8 protein-coding genes are annotated in these 15957 nt (G+C 32.3%); 2 read left to right on the forward strand and 6 right to left on the reverse strand.

All coding sequences use genetic code 11. The features are described 5' to 3' along the window. Positions 1-12: 12 nt before the first annotated feature. From HXZ74_RS02955 to HXZ74_RS02980, 6 genes are all read right to left on the reverse strand, one after another. A complete protein-coding gene (locus tag HXZ74_RS02955; protein ID WP_286473771.1) occupies positions 13-1458 on the reverse strand; it encodes a RagB/SusD family nutrient uptake outer membrane protein in 1446 nt (481 codons plus the stop codon). Positions 1459-1476: 18 nt separating this feature from the next. Then, entirely contained in the window at positions 1477-4524 is a 3048-nt protein-coding gene (locus HXZ74_RS02960; RefSeq protein ID WP_286473773.1) for a SusC/RagA family TonB-linked outer membrane protein, read from the reverse strand. Positions 4525-4840: 316 nt separating this feature from the next. Next, positions 4841-6328: a RagB/SusD family nutrient uptake outer membrane protein gene (locus tag HXZ74_RS02965; RefSeq protein WP_286473775.1), complete on the reverse strand. Its 1488-nt coding sequence runs from the start codon at positions 6326-6328 to the stop codon at positions 4841-4843. A gap of 13 nt (positions 6329-6341) precedes the next feature. Next, complete coding sequence (locus HXZ74_RS02970; RefSeq protein ID WP_280062358.1) at positions 6342-9350, reverse strand: SusC/RagA family TonB-linked outer membrane protein; 3009 nt, start codon at positions 9348-9350, stop codon at positions 6342-6344. A gap of 384 nt (positions 9351-9734) precedes the next feature. Next, positions 9735-11123, reverse strand: a complete 1389-nt coding sequence (locus HXZ74_RS02975) for a DUF5689 domain-containing protein (protein ID WP_286473778.1) — start codon at positions 11121-11123, stop codon at positions 9735-9737. 26 nt (positions 11124-11149) lie between these two features. Next, positions 11150-13885, reverse strand: coding sequence for a carboxypeptidase regulatory-like domain-containing protein (locus tag HXZ74_RS02980; RefSeq protein WP_038337144.1), 2736 nt, complete (start codon positions 13883-13885; stop codon positions 11150-11152). 91 nt (positions 13886-13976) lie between these two features. Between HXZ74_RS02980 and HXZ74_RS02985 the strand changes: the two genes are divergently transcribed. Both HXZ74_RS02985 and trpA read left to right on the forward strand, forming a co-directional pair. Next, positions 13977-15182, forward strand: a complete 1206-nt coding sequence (locus tag HXZ74_RS02985) for an endonuclease/exonuclease/phosphatase family protein (protein WP_280050609.1) — start codon at positions 13977-13979, stop codon at positions 15180-15182. A 2-nt stretch (positions 15183-15184) separates the two neighbouring features. Next, positions 15185-15952, forward strand: coding sequence for a tryptophan synthase subunit alpha (gene trpA, locus HXZ74_RS02990; protein WP_286473779.1), 768 nt, complete (start codon positions 15185-15187; stop codon positions 15950-15952). The last annotated feature ends 5 nt before the right edge of the window (positions 15953-15957 follow it).

Here is a 15957-nt window from a genome sequence, read left to right on the forward strand (position 1 = left end):
ATTATATCAAAATTAATTTCCCCAACCTGGATATTGAACCATTTCTGTATTGATATTAGTTGAAGAAGTTGGAATCGGTAAAACAAATAATTTATTTGTTGCAGAAACTGTACAATTTGCCCCAGAGCAATTAGTTCCTTTTACTAAATCTAAATTATTACGTTTTAAATCGAAATAACGTTGTCCTTCACCAACGAACTCTTTACGTTTTTCATTCAACACTGCAGTTAAAGCATCCCCCGTATATGTTGTAGTAGCCCCTCTTTCAGCAGCAAAAGCATTAACTTCAGTCAATACTGCTGCTCCTTGACCAGATTTAGCCATTGCTTCCCATTTTACAAACAATGCATCAGTTAATCTGAATATTCTAATGTTAGCAACGTTAGGTTTATTAACTCCTTGATCTGAAACAGTCCACTTATACTTTTTAATTGCATATCCAGTAGGACTATCTGCAGTTACAGTACTTTTAGTAAATAATGATTTACGTATGTCTGTTGCGTCATATTTATCATATAAACTAGCTCTCACATATTGAGATCTTCTTGAGCTTGAAGGATCATACAATACACCCATTGAAACATTAACTCCTAAGTTTGATTTCTCTGACATATTAAGTTCCCAAACTGTTTCTCCTTGATTATCATTATCTGTTTTTAATGTTGGATAAAAATAATTAACAAGTTTATCTTTCTTAATTAGGTTTGTTGCTCCACCAGCTGCTAAAGCTTTATCAGCATGCTCTATTGCTTTTTGGTAATCACCAGATTGACCTCTTGTTAAATAAACTTTAGCTAAAATTAACTGAGCAGCAGTTGTAGAAAAGTAACCTTTATTTGCACCTGCAAAAGTACTAGCTGTTGCAGCATTTAAATCTGAAATAATTTGATCATAAACTTCATTAACCGTTTTTCTTGGATATTTTCCAAATTGATCGAATTCTCCTGTATAAACAGGAATTCCTAAATTTTGATTCAAACCAGATGTTGGATTAGCAGAATAAAAGTTAACTAAATAGAATAAAGCTAAAGCTCGAGCTGTATATGCTTGTGCTTTATAATTCTTTACATTAGCAGTTTCTTCTATTTTAGCATTCAAAACAAAATTACTTAAACCTATTGCGTCATATAATTTATTGTATTGAGTGAAATCAGAACCTGATGGAGTCCAAGTCATCATGTCAGTAGTTCTATAATACCCACTATTTGATACACTTACAAACACATCGTCCGAAACTAAATTTCCTACATTTAATATGGTTGAACCAAATGCATCAGCACTTTTAAATTGATTGTACATACCTGTAACAAGATTTTTCATCGTAGCCTCATCCTTTATTGGATTTTGACCAGCAGGAACTTCAATTCCTGTCCCAGGCTTTTCGTCTAAATAATCTTCTCCACAAGACGAAAGTGATATTGCAAAAGCAACTAGTAATATATATTTTATTTTTTTCATTTTATATCAATTTACCTATTAAAAATCAATTGAAACACCTAGAGAATAACTTTTCATAATAGGCGATGTATAGTCATAAACACCTTTCCCTTGCCATGAATAAGCATAAGCATTTGAATTTGATTCTGGATCAAATGTCAAAGTTTTGTCAAATACCCAAGTTACTAAGTTTTGTCCTTTTACATAAACTGTTAAATTCTTAATATTAGATTCTTTTAACAAATCACCAAAACTATATGCTAATTTCAATTCTTTTAAGCGAATAAAATCTCCATCTTTTAACCATCTTGTAGAAGGGCTACTAGACGCTGAAGCATTACCCCATACTTGTTTCGGATTACTTGCATTAGGATTTTCAGGTGTCCACGAATCATACAAAGAATTTGCATTCTGATTATAGTAACCATAAGCTCCATCATTAATAGAATATGATTGCCATGCATCAAATACAGAATAATCAAATGCTCCTGAGAAGAATGCAGATAAAGTAATACCTTTCCAAGACATATCAGATCTTAACCCTGCCATAAATGATGGGAATGGAGATTTTCCTTGGAAAAATTGTTTAGCTTGTGATCTATCATTAGTAGTAGCTGTTTTCGTTTCGTCTGTGTACCATAAAGCATTACCATTTGTAGGATCTACTCCTGCCCAACCATATGTATAATATTCACCAAACTGTCTACCTTGTTGTACTGCTTTTAAAGCTCCTACCATATACAACCCTTCTGGATCTTGTAACTTTGTTACTTCACTTTTATTGTATGATAAATTACCTGTTAATGACCATTTAAACTCATTGTTTATAGGACGTGCAGTTAATGTTAATTCGATACCTTTATTAGTAATTTCCCCAACATTTGTCATTATAGAACCTACAGTTGAAGGAGTGTCAGAAGGAAGAGCTAATGGAAAAATTGCATCAGAAGTTTTTCTATTATACACATCAATAGAACCAGAAATTAAATTATTAGCAAACCCATAATCTAATCCAATATTCCATTGTTTTGTAACCTCCCATTTCAAATCTTGATTACCAACAGTTGCTAAAGTAAAACCAGCTGTGTCACCATACAAACTAGAATCCATTCCAACAAGTGTCATACTATTATAAATATTTCCCCAAGAATCAGCATAAGGGATATTTCCTAATTGTCCATAGTTTGCTCTTAACATCAATGTTGTTCCTGTCATTGCAAATTCTCTTGCAATATTCCAAGAACCACCAACAGACCAGAAATTTCCATGTCTCTCATTAATTCCTAACGTAGAGTTTGAATCTCGTCTAAATTGCCCAGATAATGAATACTTACCATCTAATACATAATTCAAACGTGTAAAATATGAATATTGAGTCCATTTAACATTAGAACCTGTAGCTGCTATAATACTACCAGCATTAGACATCATTGGATTAGGAATCAAGAAAGTCGTTCCATGAGCAAAATTAAAAATACCTTTATGCTCTTGATACTCCATTCCTACGTATAGTTGTAAGTCATGTCTATCAGCAAAAACTTTTTTATAAGATGCTGTATTTACCCAGTTCCAGTCTAAATATTGTCTTTTTGAGTCATATAATCTACCTCCAACAGATACTCCATCTCCATAATAGGGGCTATACCATTGTTTTTCATCTAGTAATTGATATTGAGTACCAAATTGCGTATCGAAAGCTAACTCTTTAGTAAAATTATAAGTTCCGTAAACTGATGCTAAAAATGTAGAGATAGCTCCTTTAATAAAATTATTTTTTTGAACAGCTACTGGATTATGAGCTCCAGCACCTATTAAATCTGTATTATAAGAACCATCTGCATTATAAATAGGTGTTGTTGGAATTGTAGTCCATTGTGTTAACCATGGATTAGAAAATGCTCCTCCATCTAAATAAGTTCTATTTTTAACTGTTGTAAAGTTAATATTAGCTCCCATTTTAAATTTTTCTGAAGCTTTATGATCAACAGCTAACGATCCACTTAAACGATCAAACTTAGAGTTTATTATCAAAGGAAGGTTATCATAGTAAGAAATCCCTGCTCTAAAAGAAGTATTTTCTCCTCCTCCCATCATAGAGAAATTATATGTTTTGACAGTAGAATTATTTCTTTGAATACCTTTTCTCCAGTTTTCATTAGTAACTCCATCCCATTCTAAATATTTAGGACCTTTAAACCAATTAATAGCGTCTTCCATAGTAGTAAGACCTTCCTGAGCCATTTTAGTTGGGCTATTATAAACTGTTAATCCTCCCCATTTCACAAATTCATCAGCATCCATATAATTTGCTTTATCATAAGCAACTTTCTGAACCGCCATATCTGTCGAAACATTAAATCTAGTTGGCTGATTATATTTTCCTCTTTTTGTTGTCACAACAATAACACCATTTGCTCCACGTGCTCCATAAAGAGCTGTTGAAGAAGCGTCTTTAAGAACTGTTACAGACTCTATTTGGTTAGGATCAATTGAAGACAACGGATTAAATGAAGTCATTAAGCCTGCATTATCGGCTCCTTTACCAACAATTACACCATCAATAACATACAAAGGATTTGTTGTCCCTACAAAAGATGCCGCTCCACGAATTGCAATTATATTAGCTGAACCTGGTTGACCTCCTCCTGTTGAAAAATTTAACCCAGCAACACGACCATTTAATACCTCATCTACAGAAGCTACTGGCGTGTTTTCAAAATCCTCTTTTTTTACAGTCTGAAAAGCTCCAATTTTTTGAGCTTCATCTAATTTAATACCTCCAAGAATTGTTACTTCTCCTAATGAAATATCTTTCGATTCAGTTGCATATTTTAAAGCTCCTAAATTAGTAGATGTTACTTTAAATTCTTTTCCATTGATAATTAAAGTATCTCCAACTTTAGCATCAATATTAAAATTTCCGTTTTCGTCAGTATACGCAACTTTATCTGTACCTTTTACAGTAACCTCAACGTCTGACTCTGGGAAATTGTTACCATCGTTAACTACACCCGTAACTTGAGCAAAAGCCATTGTTCCTAATCCTAGGAAAGCTAATAAGCCCAAAGATGTTAATCTTCTCCTCATAGTTTTATATTTTATAACATTTTGGACAAAACTCTAACTTTTTTTTAAGATTTCCAAAAAGTTATCTATATTTTTTTATTTATCAACATCTTAACAAAATAGCTATACATTATTATATTTAGCACAAAAACTCAATATTAACATTGATAAAACCGATAATTAGAATAAAATAATAACAAATCTACCTATATAAAAAAAGCTTATTCATATTAATAAAATAAAAATAAAAGTTAAAATTTTAACATCAACTGTAAAAAAAAAGACTACCGAAAACGGTAGTCTCTCTCTTTTTATTAAAAGCTATAAAAAATTATAATTAGTACCCAGGAGTCTGAGTCATATTTTTATTTAAGTTTAAAACGGATTGAGGAATAGGTAATTGCCATTTGTGGTCTCCAGCTTTTAATGTTTGTTCTGAAGAAGCAGTTCCTGTACCATTTGCTAAATAACCGTTTCCACTACGTTGAATACCGCTTGTGTAAACAGGAGAGATACCAGCAACTCCTTGTAAACGTTTTAATGTAAACCAACGATCTCCGTTTTCGAAAGCTAATTCTTTACGACGCTCTAATTGAATTGCATCAAAAATTGCAGTTCCAGTTTCTCCACCTGTATAATTAGAGTAACGTACATCTCTTAATTTATTTAAAGTAATCAAAGCGGCACCTTGATCTCCAGATAAATATTGAGCTTCAGCTAAATTAAGAATTGCTTCTTCCACACGTAAATAACGTCCGTTATTCAATCCTAATTTTACTTTACCATTGATATATTTATTAACTGCGATAACAGCTTGACTATCGTGGTTACTAGGGTTGAAAATTTTGAAATACGCATTTATACGCTCAGATTCTGTTTTTTGATTATACAAAGCATAGAAATCTTTATCTACTGCATATTCAATTACAATATTTTCGTTCGTTGCCCCTTGGCTATAGTTTGTACCAATTGTCGGATCGCTTGAATTGATAAATGCAATTTCAAATAATACACCATCACTATTTTTAGAAGTCCATAATCCAGCTAATTGTTCTTGTGATGCTGGAGCAACTGCATCTACAGCAGGTTGAGAAAATTCGATCGATTTTTTATAATCTCCTTTATATAAATATACTTTTCCTAATAAAGCTTGTGCTGCAGATTTCCCCATAACAGAACTTTCTGAAGAAGCTTCTAAATTTGGAATCGCATCTTCTAAATCAGCAATAATTTTATCATAAGATTCAGCAATTGTTGCATCACGTTTTGGAGCTGCCTGAGGATCATATTTATCTACATAAGCAATACCTACAGTAGATGCAGCATTTGCAGCTTGAGTTGGAATCTCAGCATATGTACGAGCCACCTCGAAATGGGCTAATGCACGAAGCGCTTTTGCTTGCGCAATTACATTATTTTTGAAATCACCGTCTTGTAAATTATCAACATTAGACAAGATCATATTAGCTCTTGAGATAATATTATAAGAAGTTGAGTAAATATCTGTAGGAACAGAATTCGAATTATATGACCAAGTATGTGCTCTTTGACCTGCACGACGTCCGTTAGGATCTAGAATTAAGTTGTCTGCCATGATATCTCCAACAGAAACTAAATCGCTAGCATTACTCAAACCAGCATAATAACCTGATTGCGCGAAACCTTTATAAGCCCCATTTAACGCGTTTGTAAAATCAGCTTCTGTTTTAAAGTAATCGCCAACTTCGATCGCATCATATGGTTTTTGATTGATATCGTCATCACTACAAGATGTAAAACTTAATGCACAAGCTAACAACGATAAGACTAAAATATTTTTTTTCATTTTGTTACAATTTTTAGAATGACACATTAAATCCGATAGAATATGAACGAACTAATGGGTAAGAGAATGCGGTAAAAGAGTTTGACACATATCCTGACGAACCTACTGCACTACTTTCACTTGTTCCTGTTCCTGCAATTGGATTCCCATGGTAATTTGTCCATAATGCTAAGTTTTGAACTTGAGCAAACATTCTTAAGTTTTTGATAAACGTTCCTTTTACTAAATCTGTAAAGTTGTATCCTAATGACAAACTACGGAATGCGATGTAATCAGATTTTTCTAAATATTTTGTAGAATATTCTGGCCCTGTTGTATTTGGTAGAGCGAATGACGCATTATCACCAGCTTGCTTCCAATAATCAGCAGCTTCAACAACATGGTTATCTAAAGATGTCGGATCTGTTAAATAAGCATATGTATTGTTGTACATGTATCCTCCTGCAGAATAAGTAAAGTCAGCGTTGATATCAAATCCATAGAATTTAGCATTCAAACCAAAACCACCCATTAAAGTTGGGAGAGAAGATTTGTTTGTTGCGACTGCATCTCCACCATCATAAACGTCAGTTATATTTCCATCTCTGTCCAAGTATAAATCTTTACCTGTATTTGTATCAACACCTGCATAACGAACCATATAGAATTGATAAGGTTTCCCTCCTTCTACGTGAATCATGCTTTCGTATGAATCTGGCATTATTAAATTATCTCCATCTGCTAATTGATTTACTTTATACTTTAAGCTGGTTACGTTACCATATAGAGATAAATCGAAGTTTTTAGAACGAATCACATCATAGTTTAATTCTAATTCAAAACCTTCTGTTTTAATTTCTCCTGCATTAATAGTTGTAGTATATCCTCCAGCCTCTAAAGGTAATTGTTTGTTAAATAAGAAATCAGATCTCAAATCGTGGAAATATGCCATAGCACCAGTTAAACGATTTCCAAAGAAGCCAAAATCCAACCCAATGTTAAATTTCTTATTTGCTTCCCAAGTAGCATTGTTATCTGCTAAAACTGTTATAGGAAAACTTGCTGGATTACCATTATATGTATTTAAAATATTCATCAGATTCATATTTGCATAAGCAGCTAAACCTGAATCATCTCCTACTTCCCCATACGAAGCTTTAAGTGTTAAATTATTGACAGCTTTAGAATCTCTTAAGAATCCTTCTTTTGCTATATTCCATCCTAGAGACACTCCCCAGAATGTTCCATATTTATTATCAACACCTGCTAAAGAAGTTCCGTCACGACGAATATATGCATCAACAAAATATTTATTTGCAAAATCATAAGAAGCCGCTCCTAAATATCCAAACTTAGAAATTCTCCATCTGTTTGTTTTTGAATCTTGTTCAATTAAAGTAGCTAACCCTTGTGTTTGTAAATAATCATTAGGGAAACCAATTCCGTACATTGTCATAGAATATAAACTTTGATTGATATATTCTGATGCTGCTGTTACACGTAGATGATGTTTACCTGCAAAAGTATTTTCGTAAGAAACCTCATTACGCCAGTTGTAATCAAAACGGTCTGTACTTCTATCTGTTTTAGAACCTCCGTCTCCTAATAATTGAGATAAAACTGAAGATGGTTTTAAGAAGTTTTCGTACTGTGTACGATTATAAGTAGCACCTAAAGTTGTACGAGCTGTTACATTTTTAGCAAGATCTGCTTCAACGAAACCAGTTCCATAAATACGTAAATATCTTGTTTGAGCATCCGTTTTTTCCATTTCATCTGCAACAGGATATCCCATATAGTTCGCATTAGGATTGTAAACTTTATTTCCATCTGCATCTAAAACTACATTTCCATTCGCGTCCATTGAATAAAAAGTCTCGTAAGGACGATTTAACAATGTATTATAAAATGGAGATTGTGCATTAACACGATCACGTGGAGAATCTAACGTGGTATAAGACCCGTTTAAATTAATTCCGTAACGTAACCAATCTTTTACTTTGGTTGTATTATTGAAAGTAGCTGTAATTCTTTCCATACCATTATAATATCGAACAGCTCCTTCATTTTTATCATAACCTACAGAAAAATTATTTGATGTATCACCATCATTTTTATTAATCGTAATAAAATGTGATGAAGTAAGTCCATTTTTGTATAGATCATCAGACCATTTATGGTTATTTTTTGATAAAGTTGCAATCTCTTCAGATGTACGAGCTTGCCCTAAACCTAAATTACCAATAGTACTTAAACCATTTTGATAATTTAACAATTGCTCGGCATTCATCAAGTTGATATTTGGCAAATCAACCATTTGGTTCACTCCAATACGAGATGAATAACTTACTGTAGCTTCACCTTTTTTCGCTGATTTTGTTTTCATGATGATTACACCATTCGCTCCACGAGAACCAAAGATTGCTAATTGAGAAGCATCTTTTAACACCCTTACTTCTTCAATATCAGCCGGATTAATAGCAACAACATCTGTTGCTGTCATATATGTACCATCAACAACATATAATGGAGATTTTACACCACCATTCAAACCAATTGCACCACGAATTGTAACATTAGCAGTTGCACCAGGAGCTCCACTCATCGCTTGAGATGATAGACCTGCAACTTTACCTCCTAACATTTGGTCAATAGATACAGATGGATTCATCTGTTCTAAATCTTTTGCTTTTACAGTTGTAACACCTGATTTAGATGGAGCGTTGAAAATAGATTTCACAACAACTTCACTTAAATCAACCGTAGAACTTGTAGCAGCAGCGTACTTTAATGTACCTAAAGCGTTACTTGTAACACTAAATTCCTTTCCATTAACAACTAAAATATCTCCAATTTTAGCATCAATGTCAAATTTTCCGTCTTGGTCAGTATAGACAACTTTGTATGTACCTTTTACAGATACTTCTACATCCGCTTCCGGAAAATTATCTGCATCATTTACAACACCTGTTACTTGAGCAAATGCAGCCGTTCCTAAACCTAAGAAAGCTAACAAACTCAAAGATGTGATTCTTCTCCTCATAGTCTTATTTTTATAAAATAGGGGAACAAATCTGAACATTATTTTTTAGAGAAAAAAGCAAAATGATATATAATTAACATTTTATCCAAATAAGACATAAATTGCTTTTTTTTATCAATTATCCATTATTAAATACTTATTAAATGATTAATAAATCTTTTTTTAACTTTTTTTAATAAAATTAAAATCGATTTTATGTTAATATTTTTTGAATTAAATAAAATCAATACTCATTAACAGATAATTTTTATTTGAATTTTATACATTTCAGAATGTGAAATCACGTTAAAAAATGAAGAATATTTAGGAGTTTATTAACCTAATAAAAACAAAAAAAGGCAACCAATTGGTTGCCTTAATTATTATAATATTTAAACTGATTAATTAGTCAATTTTGATATTATCGATAACTAAATCATAAGCTTCATCTTTTCCTACTTTTAGTGCAAAAATATTTTCACCAGCAGTTTTTTGAATATCTACTCCTTCAATATTTAGAGTAACAAGAACCCATTCGCCTTTAGTATCAATTTTACCTGTATATTGATTTGCATCAATTGGTGATAAAGATACATTTGCATTCGATAAATCTCCTACATTATATACTACGTATTTTTTATCAGATTTATACACATTTAGTGACAATGATTTCCCAGATGTTCCTTTTACATAAAATGTAATTTTCTTTGGAGTTGCAGGAATTGTATTATTTACAATAGTTGTAAATACGTAATCATTAGCTTTTGGTGTTCCTTTTAAAAGTAATGCATTTGTGTTATCTCTACCAACACCAACTCCGCTAGTTGCATAGGTATCTTTCACTAAGCCAAAAGAGTTAATTGAAGATAAAAAGTCAGCCCAAACATTGAAATCAGAACCTTTGAACAATAAATTAGTTGCTTCTGTATTATTTCCTCCACCTGGATTTTGGCCTCCACCTACATCAAAACGAGGTTGATCGAATTTTACATCTTTTGTATCGCGGATATAAACTTGGTAAGTTGAATTGTAAATACTAACAACTACAGTAATCTCTCCACTACCTTTAGGTAATTCTTCATTGTACCATTTAGCATATCCAGAATTACGTAAGTCAACTGTTTTACCTGTTTTATCTACTAATACACGATTAACAGTTGTAGCTTCCACTCCATAAGTTTTATCTGTATCTGGAGATTGAAACTGAATATTTTTTATTGTTACTAATGTATTCAAATTCCCTGCATTTAAAGCTTCCGACAAACTATTAAATACTTTTGGAGTAATTGTTTTTACAGGGTCACATGTTTTGATCATATATTTCTTCATATTTATAGAAGGTATACGACCAACTGCATATTGCGGGTCAACAGATCCTATTTTCATAATTCCTCTATCTTTCGCTACAACTAAACCTTTCAATCTAATTTGGATTCTCGCTCCTAAAGGATAGCTTGTGTATAGATTAGATCCATCAATTTCAATCTGGATACCTGAAGTTGGGTTTTCTACTTTATCTTGTAATGAAATTGTTTTATAAAAATTTCCTGTTTCGTCACTTGAAATTACATAAGCGTCCATTACAAGATCCTCTGCTATTGCTCCATTTGAATCAAGTTTTATCTGCCCAGAAGTTACTTTAGTTGTTAAATCAGTTATTGTAATATTTGCTGTTAATTTATCAGCACAATCGATTGGCGGAGTTGCATAATCATCATCTTGTACACAAGATTGAGTTATAAATAAGCCTAAGCTCAAAAGACTTGCTATTGTTAATTTTGATATTGTATTCATTTTAAATTGTATTCGTTGTTAATAAATTAAAATCTGAAATAAATGTTTGCGAAATAAGTTGTTCCCATTCCATAAAACATCTTTGGACCAAATAAAGTTCTATAATTTGTATCGATCGCTTTCTCGTAGTTACCAATTCTTAATTGCTCAAAACCTCCAGTAACGTAGTTTTTATTATTCAACACGTTATTAATAGTTCCTGAAATACCTGCAGAATATTTCCCTATACGAAATGTTTTTCCCATGTTAATATTTAACATGATTTCGTTACTTAACTTTTCTTGTTTTAAAATCTTTTTTAAATCTTCATTGTTTACGTCTAATAATTCTCCTCCTTCAGCCTCACTTTTTGTAAAAAAGTTTACAGTTCTTCTATATGCGGCTGGATCAATATAATTGTTAGCTAATAAGTTTCCTGAAGCTCCAATCCACCAAAATTTAGGATCACGGTATTCTGCACTTAAAGTAAAACCAGACTGAGGTCCACTTCCTACTTTATAGTTTTTAAGATATGCAGTCCCAAAATTTCTATAAGGTAAAGCATCATTACTGTAATCATCTGAATATAAATTATAGTTTGGATTATCTTTATATAAATATTGACCGATAGAAGCTACAGCTGAAAGAGTTAAAACAGGAAAAACCTGAGCTTCAATTGCTAATTCTGTTCCTAAATATTCTTTTCCAACACCTGTCATTACTTCTGAAACGAATACTTGATCATTTGCTCCGTCGATATAACCAAAAGCTTTTTCAATTTCGTCTTTTGTTCTTGTATAAAATGCCGTAGCACGCGCTTTAATACGTGGAGCTCTTAAAATATATGATAAATCACTTGAGAATATTTTTGCACTCTCAACACCATCAACAGTTACATTCGTTACACGAGCATTTGGAAAAATCTCATCAGAAGTTGGTGCTTCTGTTTGATACATAACATTTGCCTGAATAAAATTACGACCATCTAATTTTACTAAGAAATTAGATTTCACTCCAAAATCTAAGAAATCGTAAGTTTTACTTTTTCCATAAGAAGTAGTCTGATAAGATTCGTGCATCCATTTACCTTCACGATAAAACTTAGTCAAAGCAGCTTTCATACCAATTGTTACGTCTAAAAATTTTCCTTTTATTTTAGATTGCATGAATAAATCTGCATAATCACGATTAATTTCATAATTATATCCTTGACGCTGTCCTTTTGTTGGCTGATAATCAGGATCTAAAATATTAAACATTTTATGAGTAAAGTTATCTTTATTCTCAACATATTGTCCACCTAATAAATCTTGTATTTCACGATATAGTTGAGATTTCGTATTTTGATAAGATGCTGCAATTGTTAAATCTATGTTAGGCGCTAACTCTGTCTGAAAATTCGTATAAGCAGTTGCTGTTTTATCTTCGTTAACATCAGCAGTCAACCAATAAACAGATCTCCCAGCATTGTTAATATTAGCTTCATATAAACTTGTCCAATCTATTTGAGAAATTTGGCCACTTCTCCATAATTCAGTTTGATTGTTTATAGCACTTTGACTTGCTCCACTATATGCAAAATAAGATGGTAAATTACGATAGTAAACTGGAGAAGGATTATTTCCTGCAAACCAATCTAAACGAGAACTACTTTCTTTACCAAATTGATAAGAAACTGTTGTTGTTAATTTTGATTTATTGTTAATATTCCAATGATGCGTCAACATATTAATAGGCTCGAATGTTTTCTTTACACGCTCATTACGTTTTTCACCATCTTGCCATCCCCAATAAGAATTGTAATAAATCCCCATCATATCCACAACTTCTTGTGTATTAGGTGAACCTGTAGAACGACGAGTTGGCGCACCAAAACTTGTAAAGTTTAAGGTATGTTTTTCATTAAACTTTTTCTCAACTCCTAAGTAGTAAGCGTATGCATCATAGAAAGTACCTTCTATAATACCTTCTTCTGCCCAACGTCTACTTCCAGAAACCATAAACGCCCAACCGTTATCCATCAATCCCGTATTATATGTAGCCATTACACGGTTTCTGTATGAACGATTTGTACTAGAATAAGCCAAACTTACTCCCTTACGCATTGTTGAAGGTCGAGTATCAAAATTTGTAACTCCACCTAAATCACCAAAAGCATAATTAGAAGGTTCAATTCCGTATGTTAACTCATCTGGACGACGAGTTACATCATTCAAACCTCCCCAGTTGTTAAAAGTTGCACGACCATTATCCATTTTGTTCATACGAACTCCATTGAATAATACATCATTATATTTGTTGTCTAAACCTCTTGGTTTAAACCAATACGAACCTAATTCGTACGCAGAAACGCGAGCAAAAACATCACGTGAAGATTGTAAAAGTCCTGAATTTGAAGCTGTCGAACTTTCATCATCAGATAATTCATCATCTGTTAATGTAATAATTCCAACTTCTGCTGTATTTGGATTAAATGTTAATTTAATATCACCTAAGTCAAGCTCTTTTTGCCCTGCTACAGTGATTTCTTTTTCATATGGGTCATAGCCCACGCCATAAACTTGTAATTTGTATGTTCCATCCGGAATATCTACAAACTGAAAATAACCTATACGATCGGTGATAGCAGCATCGCTTACTGCTCCTCCGTCCAAACGTACAGTGAGGTTATAAACCTCTTCACCTGTAGCAGCATTTTTTGCTACCCCAGTAACCTTTGTTTGCGCCTGCGCCATAGCGACAGTTGCTGCAAAGACTGAAAGACTTAACAATAATTTGTTCATTCAAACGAATTTTTATTTATAAATTAGCTATTTATTTCCTTCATCAGAAAAAATAGGACAACAAATTTAGTAAATTCATAATTAATAACATATGTTTAAAATTAATAAATCTTTAACTTTATTAATAATTTTTAATTTATTCTTAACGTTAAATGTTAAAGCTCAAAGCAAATATTCAAGTGCAACTGTAGCGTTTTACAATGTCGAGAATCTTTTTGACACCATAAAATCAGTTGGATATGTAAATGGAACTTTACCTTTTAATGACAAAAATTATCACATTCAGATTGCAGAATCTGACATATCGAAGTACGAAACAGAAGAATTCAAACAAAGTTATACGTACGAAAATATAAAAGGAAAGAAAATTATCCGCCCATTAATTCTTCAAGAAGAATTTTTACCAAACGGAAATAAAAGATGGAATACAGAAAAATATTTCCAGAAAGTCAATAATATTTCAAAAGTTATTAGCGAATTAGGTGCAGATGTTACAGGTTCTGCTCCAGTAATAGTTGGTATTTGCGAGATTGAGACAAGAGAAACTTTAGAAGATTTAGCAAAAAGCTCTGCTTTGAAAAAATACGATTATGGTGTTGTTCATTTCAATTCGTTTGATGCTCGTGGAGTTGATACAGGTTTATTGTATCAAAAATCTCGTTTCAAAGTAATTGATGCAAGACCTCATCCAATTTTCAATTATGATGCTGAAGGTAAACGCAAATATACGCGTGATATTCTACAAGTTACAGGTTTATTAGACGGTGAAGAAATCACTTTTTTAGTGAATCACTGGCCTTCTCGTAGTGGTGGAGAAAAAGTTTCGATGCCAGCTCGTATGGAAGCAGCAAAGGTGATGAAAGGAATTTTTGATGAGTTAAAATCTAAAAATCCAAATGCAAAAGTAATTGCAATGGGTGATTTTAATGATGATCCTATTTCTCCAAGTATTAAAAACACATTTGATCCAGCTGGAGAAATTGCTAAAGTTTCGGATAACGGATATTATGACCCTATGTTACCTTTATACAAAAAAGGTGTTGGCACTTTAGCTTATCGTGATGCTTGGAATCTATTTGATCAATTTATCTCGACTTCGTCATTGGTAACAAAAAATAAAGATTATTCAACGTATAAAATCTTCAAAACTGAAATTTACAACAAAGATTATTTAAAAGCGACAGAAGGTGCATATAAAGGATTCCCTAACCGTATGTGGAGCGGTGATACTTATCGTGCAAATGGTTATTCTGACCACTTTCCAGTCTATACAATCTTATTAAAACAAGCAAAATAAAAATGAACAAATTAGAGCAATTATTTAGTCAAAAAAATAAAAACCTCATTACAATATACACAACAGCTGGGTATCCGAATTTATCGGATACCCCTGTTATTTTAAAAGAATTAGATCAAAACAATGTTGACATTATCGAAGTCGGTATTCCATATTCTGATCCTTTAGCTGATGGTCCAACAATACAAGCTACAAGTGAAAAAGCGTTAGCAAATGGAATGACATTGGATATTTTGTTTGAACAATTAAAATCGGTTCAAAATGAAATTTCTGCACCAATTGTTTTGATGGGTTATTACAACCAAGTGATGACATTTGGATTAGAAAAATTCTTACAAAATTGTCAAGAAAGTGGAGTTTCAGGCTTGATTTTACCTGATATGCCGTACGAAATTTACTTGGCACAACACAAAGAATTATTTGAGAAATACGATCAAAAAGTTACTTTTCTAATTACACCTTTAACAACAGAAAAACGCATTAAAGAGATTAATGATGCAACTTCTGGATTTGTTTATATCGTTTCGAGTTCAGCTACAACTGGCGCAACACAATCTAATTATAATGAATATTTTTTGTCAAATGTTAAAAATTTAGGTTTAACAAAACCACATCAAATTGGATTTGGAATTTCGACAAAAGCTGATGTAGAAAAAGCTTGGAATTACGCAAATGGTGCAATTATCGGAAGTGCTTTTTTACGTGTTTTAGAAAATTCGAACGGAAATCTTTCTGAAGCCATAAAAAATTATCTTTCAGAATTAAGATAAAAAAA

This window comes from Empedobacter sp. R750, from assembly GCF_030324345.1.
GTDB classification, from domain to species: Bacteria; Bacteroidota; Bacteroidia; order Flavobacteriales; family Weeksellaceae; genus Empedobacter; species Empedobacter falsenii_C.

Excerpts from the sequence above, each read along its gene's own strand:
- HXZ74_RS02955 (WP_286473771.1), bottom strand. The coding sequence starts at position 1,458 with ATGAAAAAAATAAAATATATATTACTAGTTGCTTTTGCAATATCACTT.
- HXZ74_RS02960 (WP_286473773.1), bottom strand. The coding sequence starts at position 4,524 with ATGAGGAGAAGATTAACATCTTTGGGCTTATTAGCTTTCCTAGGATTA.
- HXZ74_RS02965 (WP_286473775.1), bottom strand. The coding sequence starts at position 6,328 with ATGAAAAAAAATATTTTAGTCTTATCGTTGTTAGCTTGTGCATTAAGT.
- HXZ74_RS02970 (WP_280062358.1), bottom strand. The coding sequence starts at position 9,350 with ATGAGGAGAAGAATCACATCTTTGAGTTTGTTAGCTTTCTTAGGTTTA.
- HXZ74_RS02975 (WP_286473778.1), bottom strand. The coding sequence starts at position 11,123 with ATGAATACAATATCAAAATTAACAATAGCAAGTCTTTTGAGCTTAGGC.
- HXZ74_RS02980 (WP_038337144.1), bottom strand. The coding sequence starts at position 13,885 with ATGAACAAATTATTGTTAAGTCTTTCAGTCTTTGCAGCAACTGTCGCT.
- HXZ74_RS02985 (WP_280050609.1), top strand. The coding sequence starts at position 13,977 with ATGTTTAAAATTAATAAATCTTTAACTTTATTAATAATTTTTAATTTA.
- trpA (WP_286473779.1), top strand. The coding sequence starts at position 15,185 with ATGAACAAATTAGAGCAATTATTTAGTCAAAAAAATAAAAACCTCATT.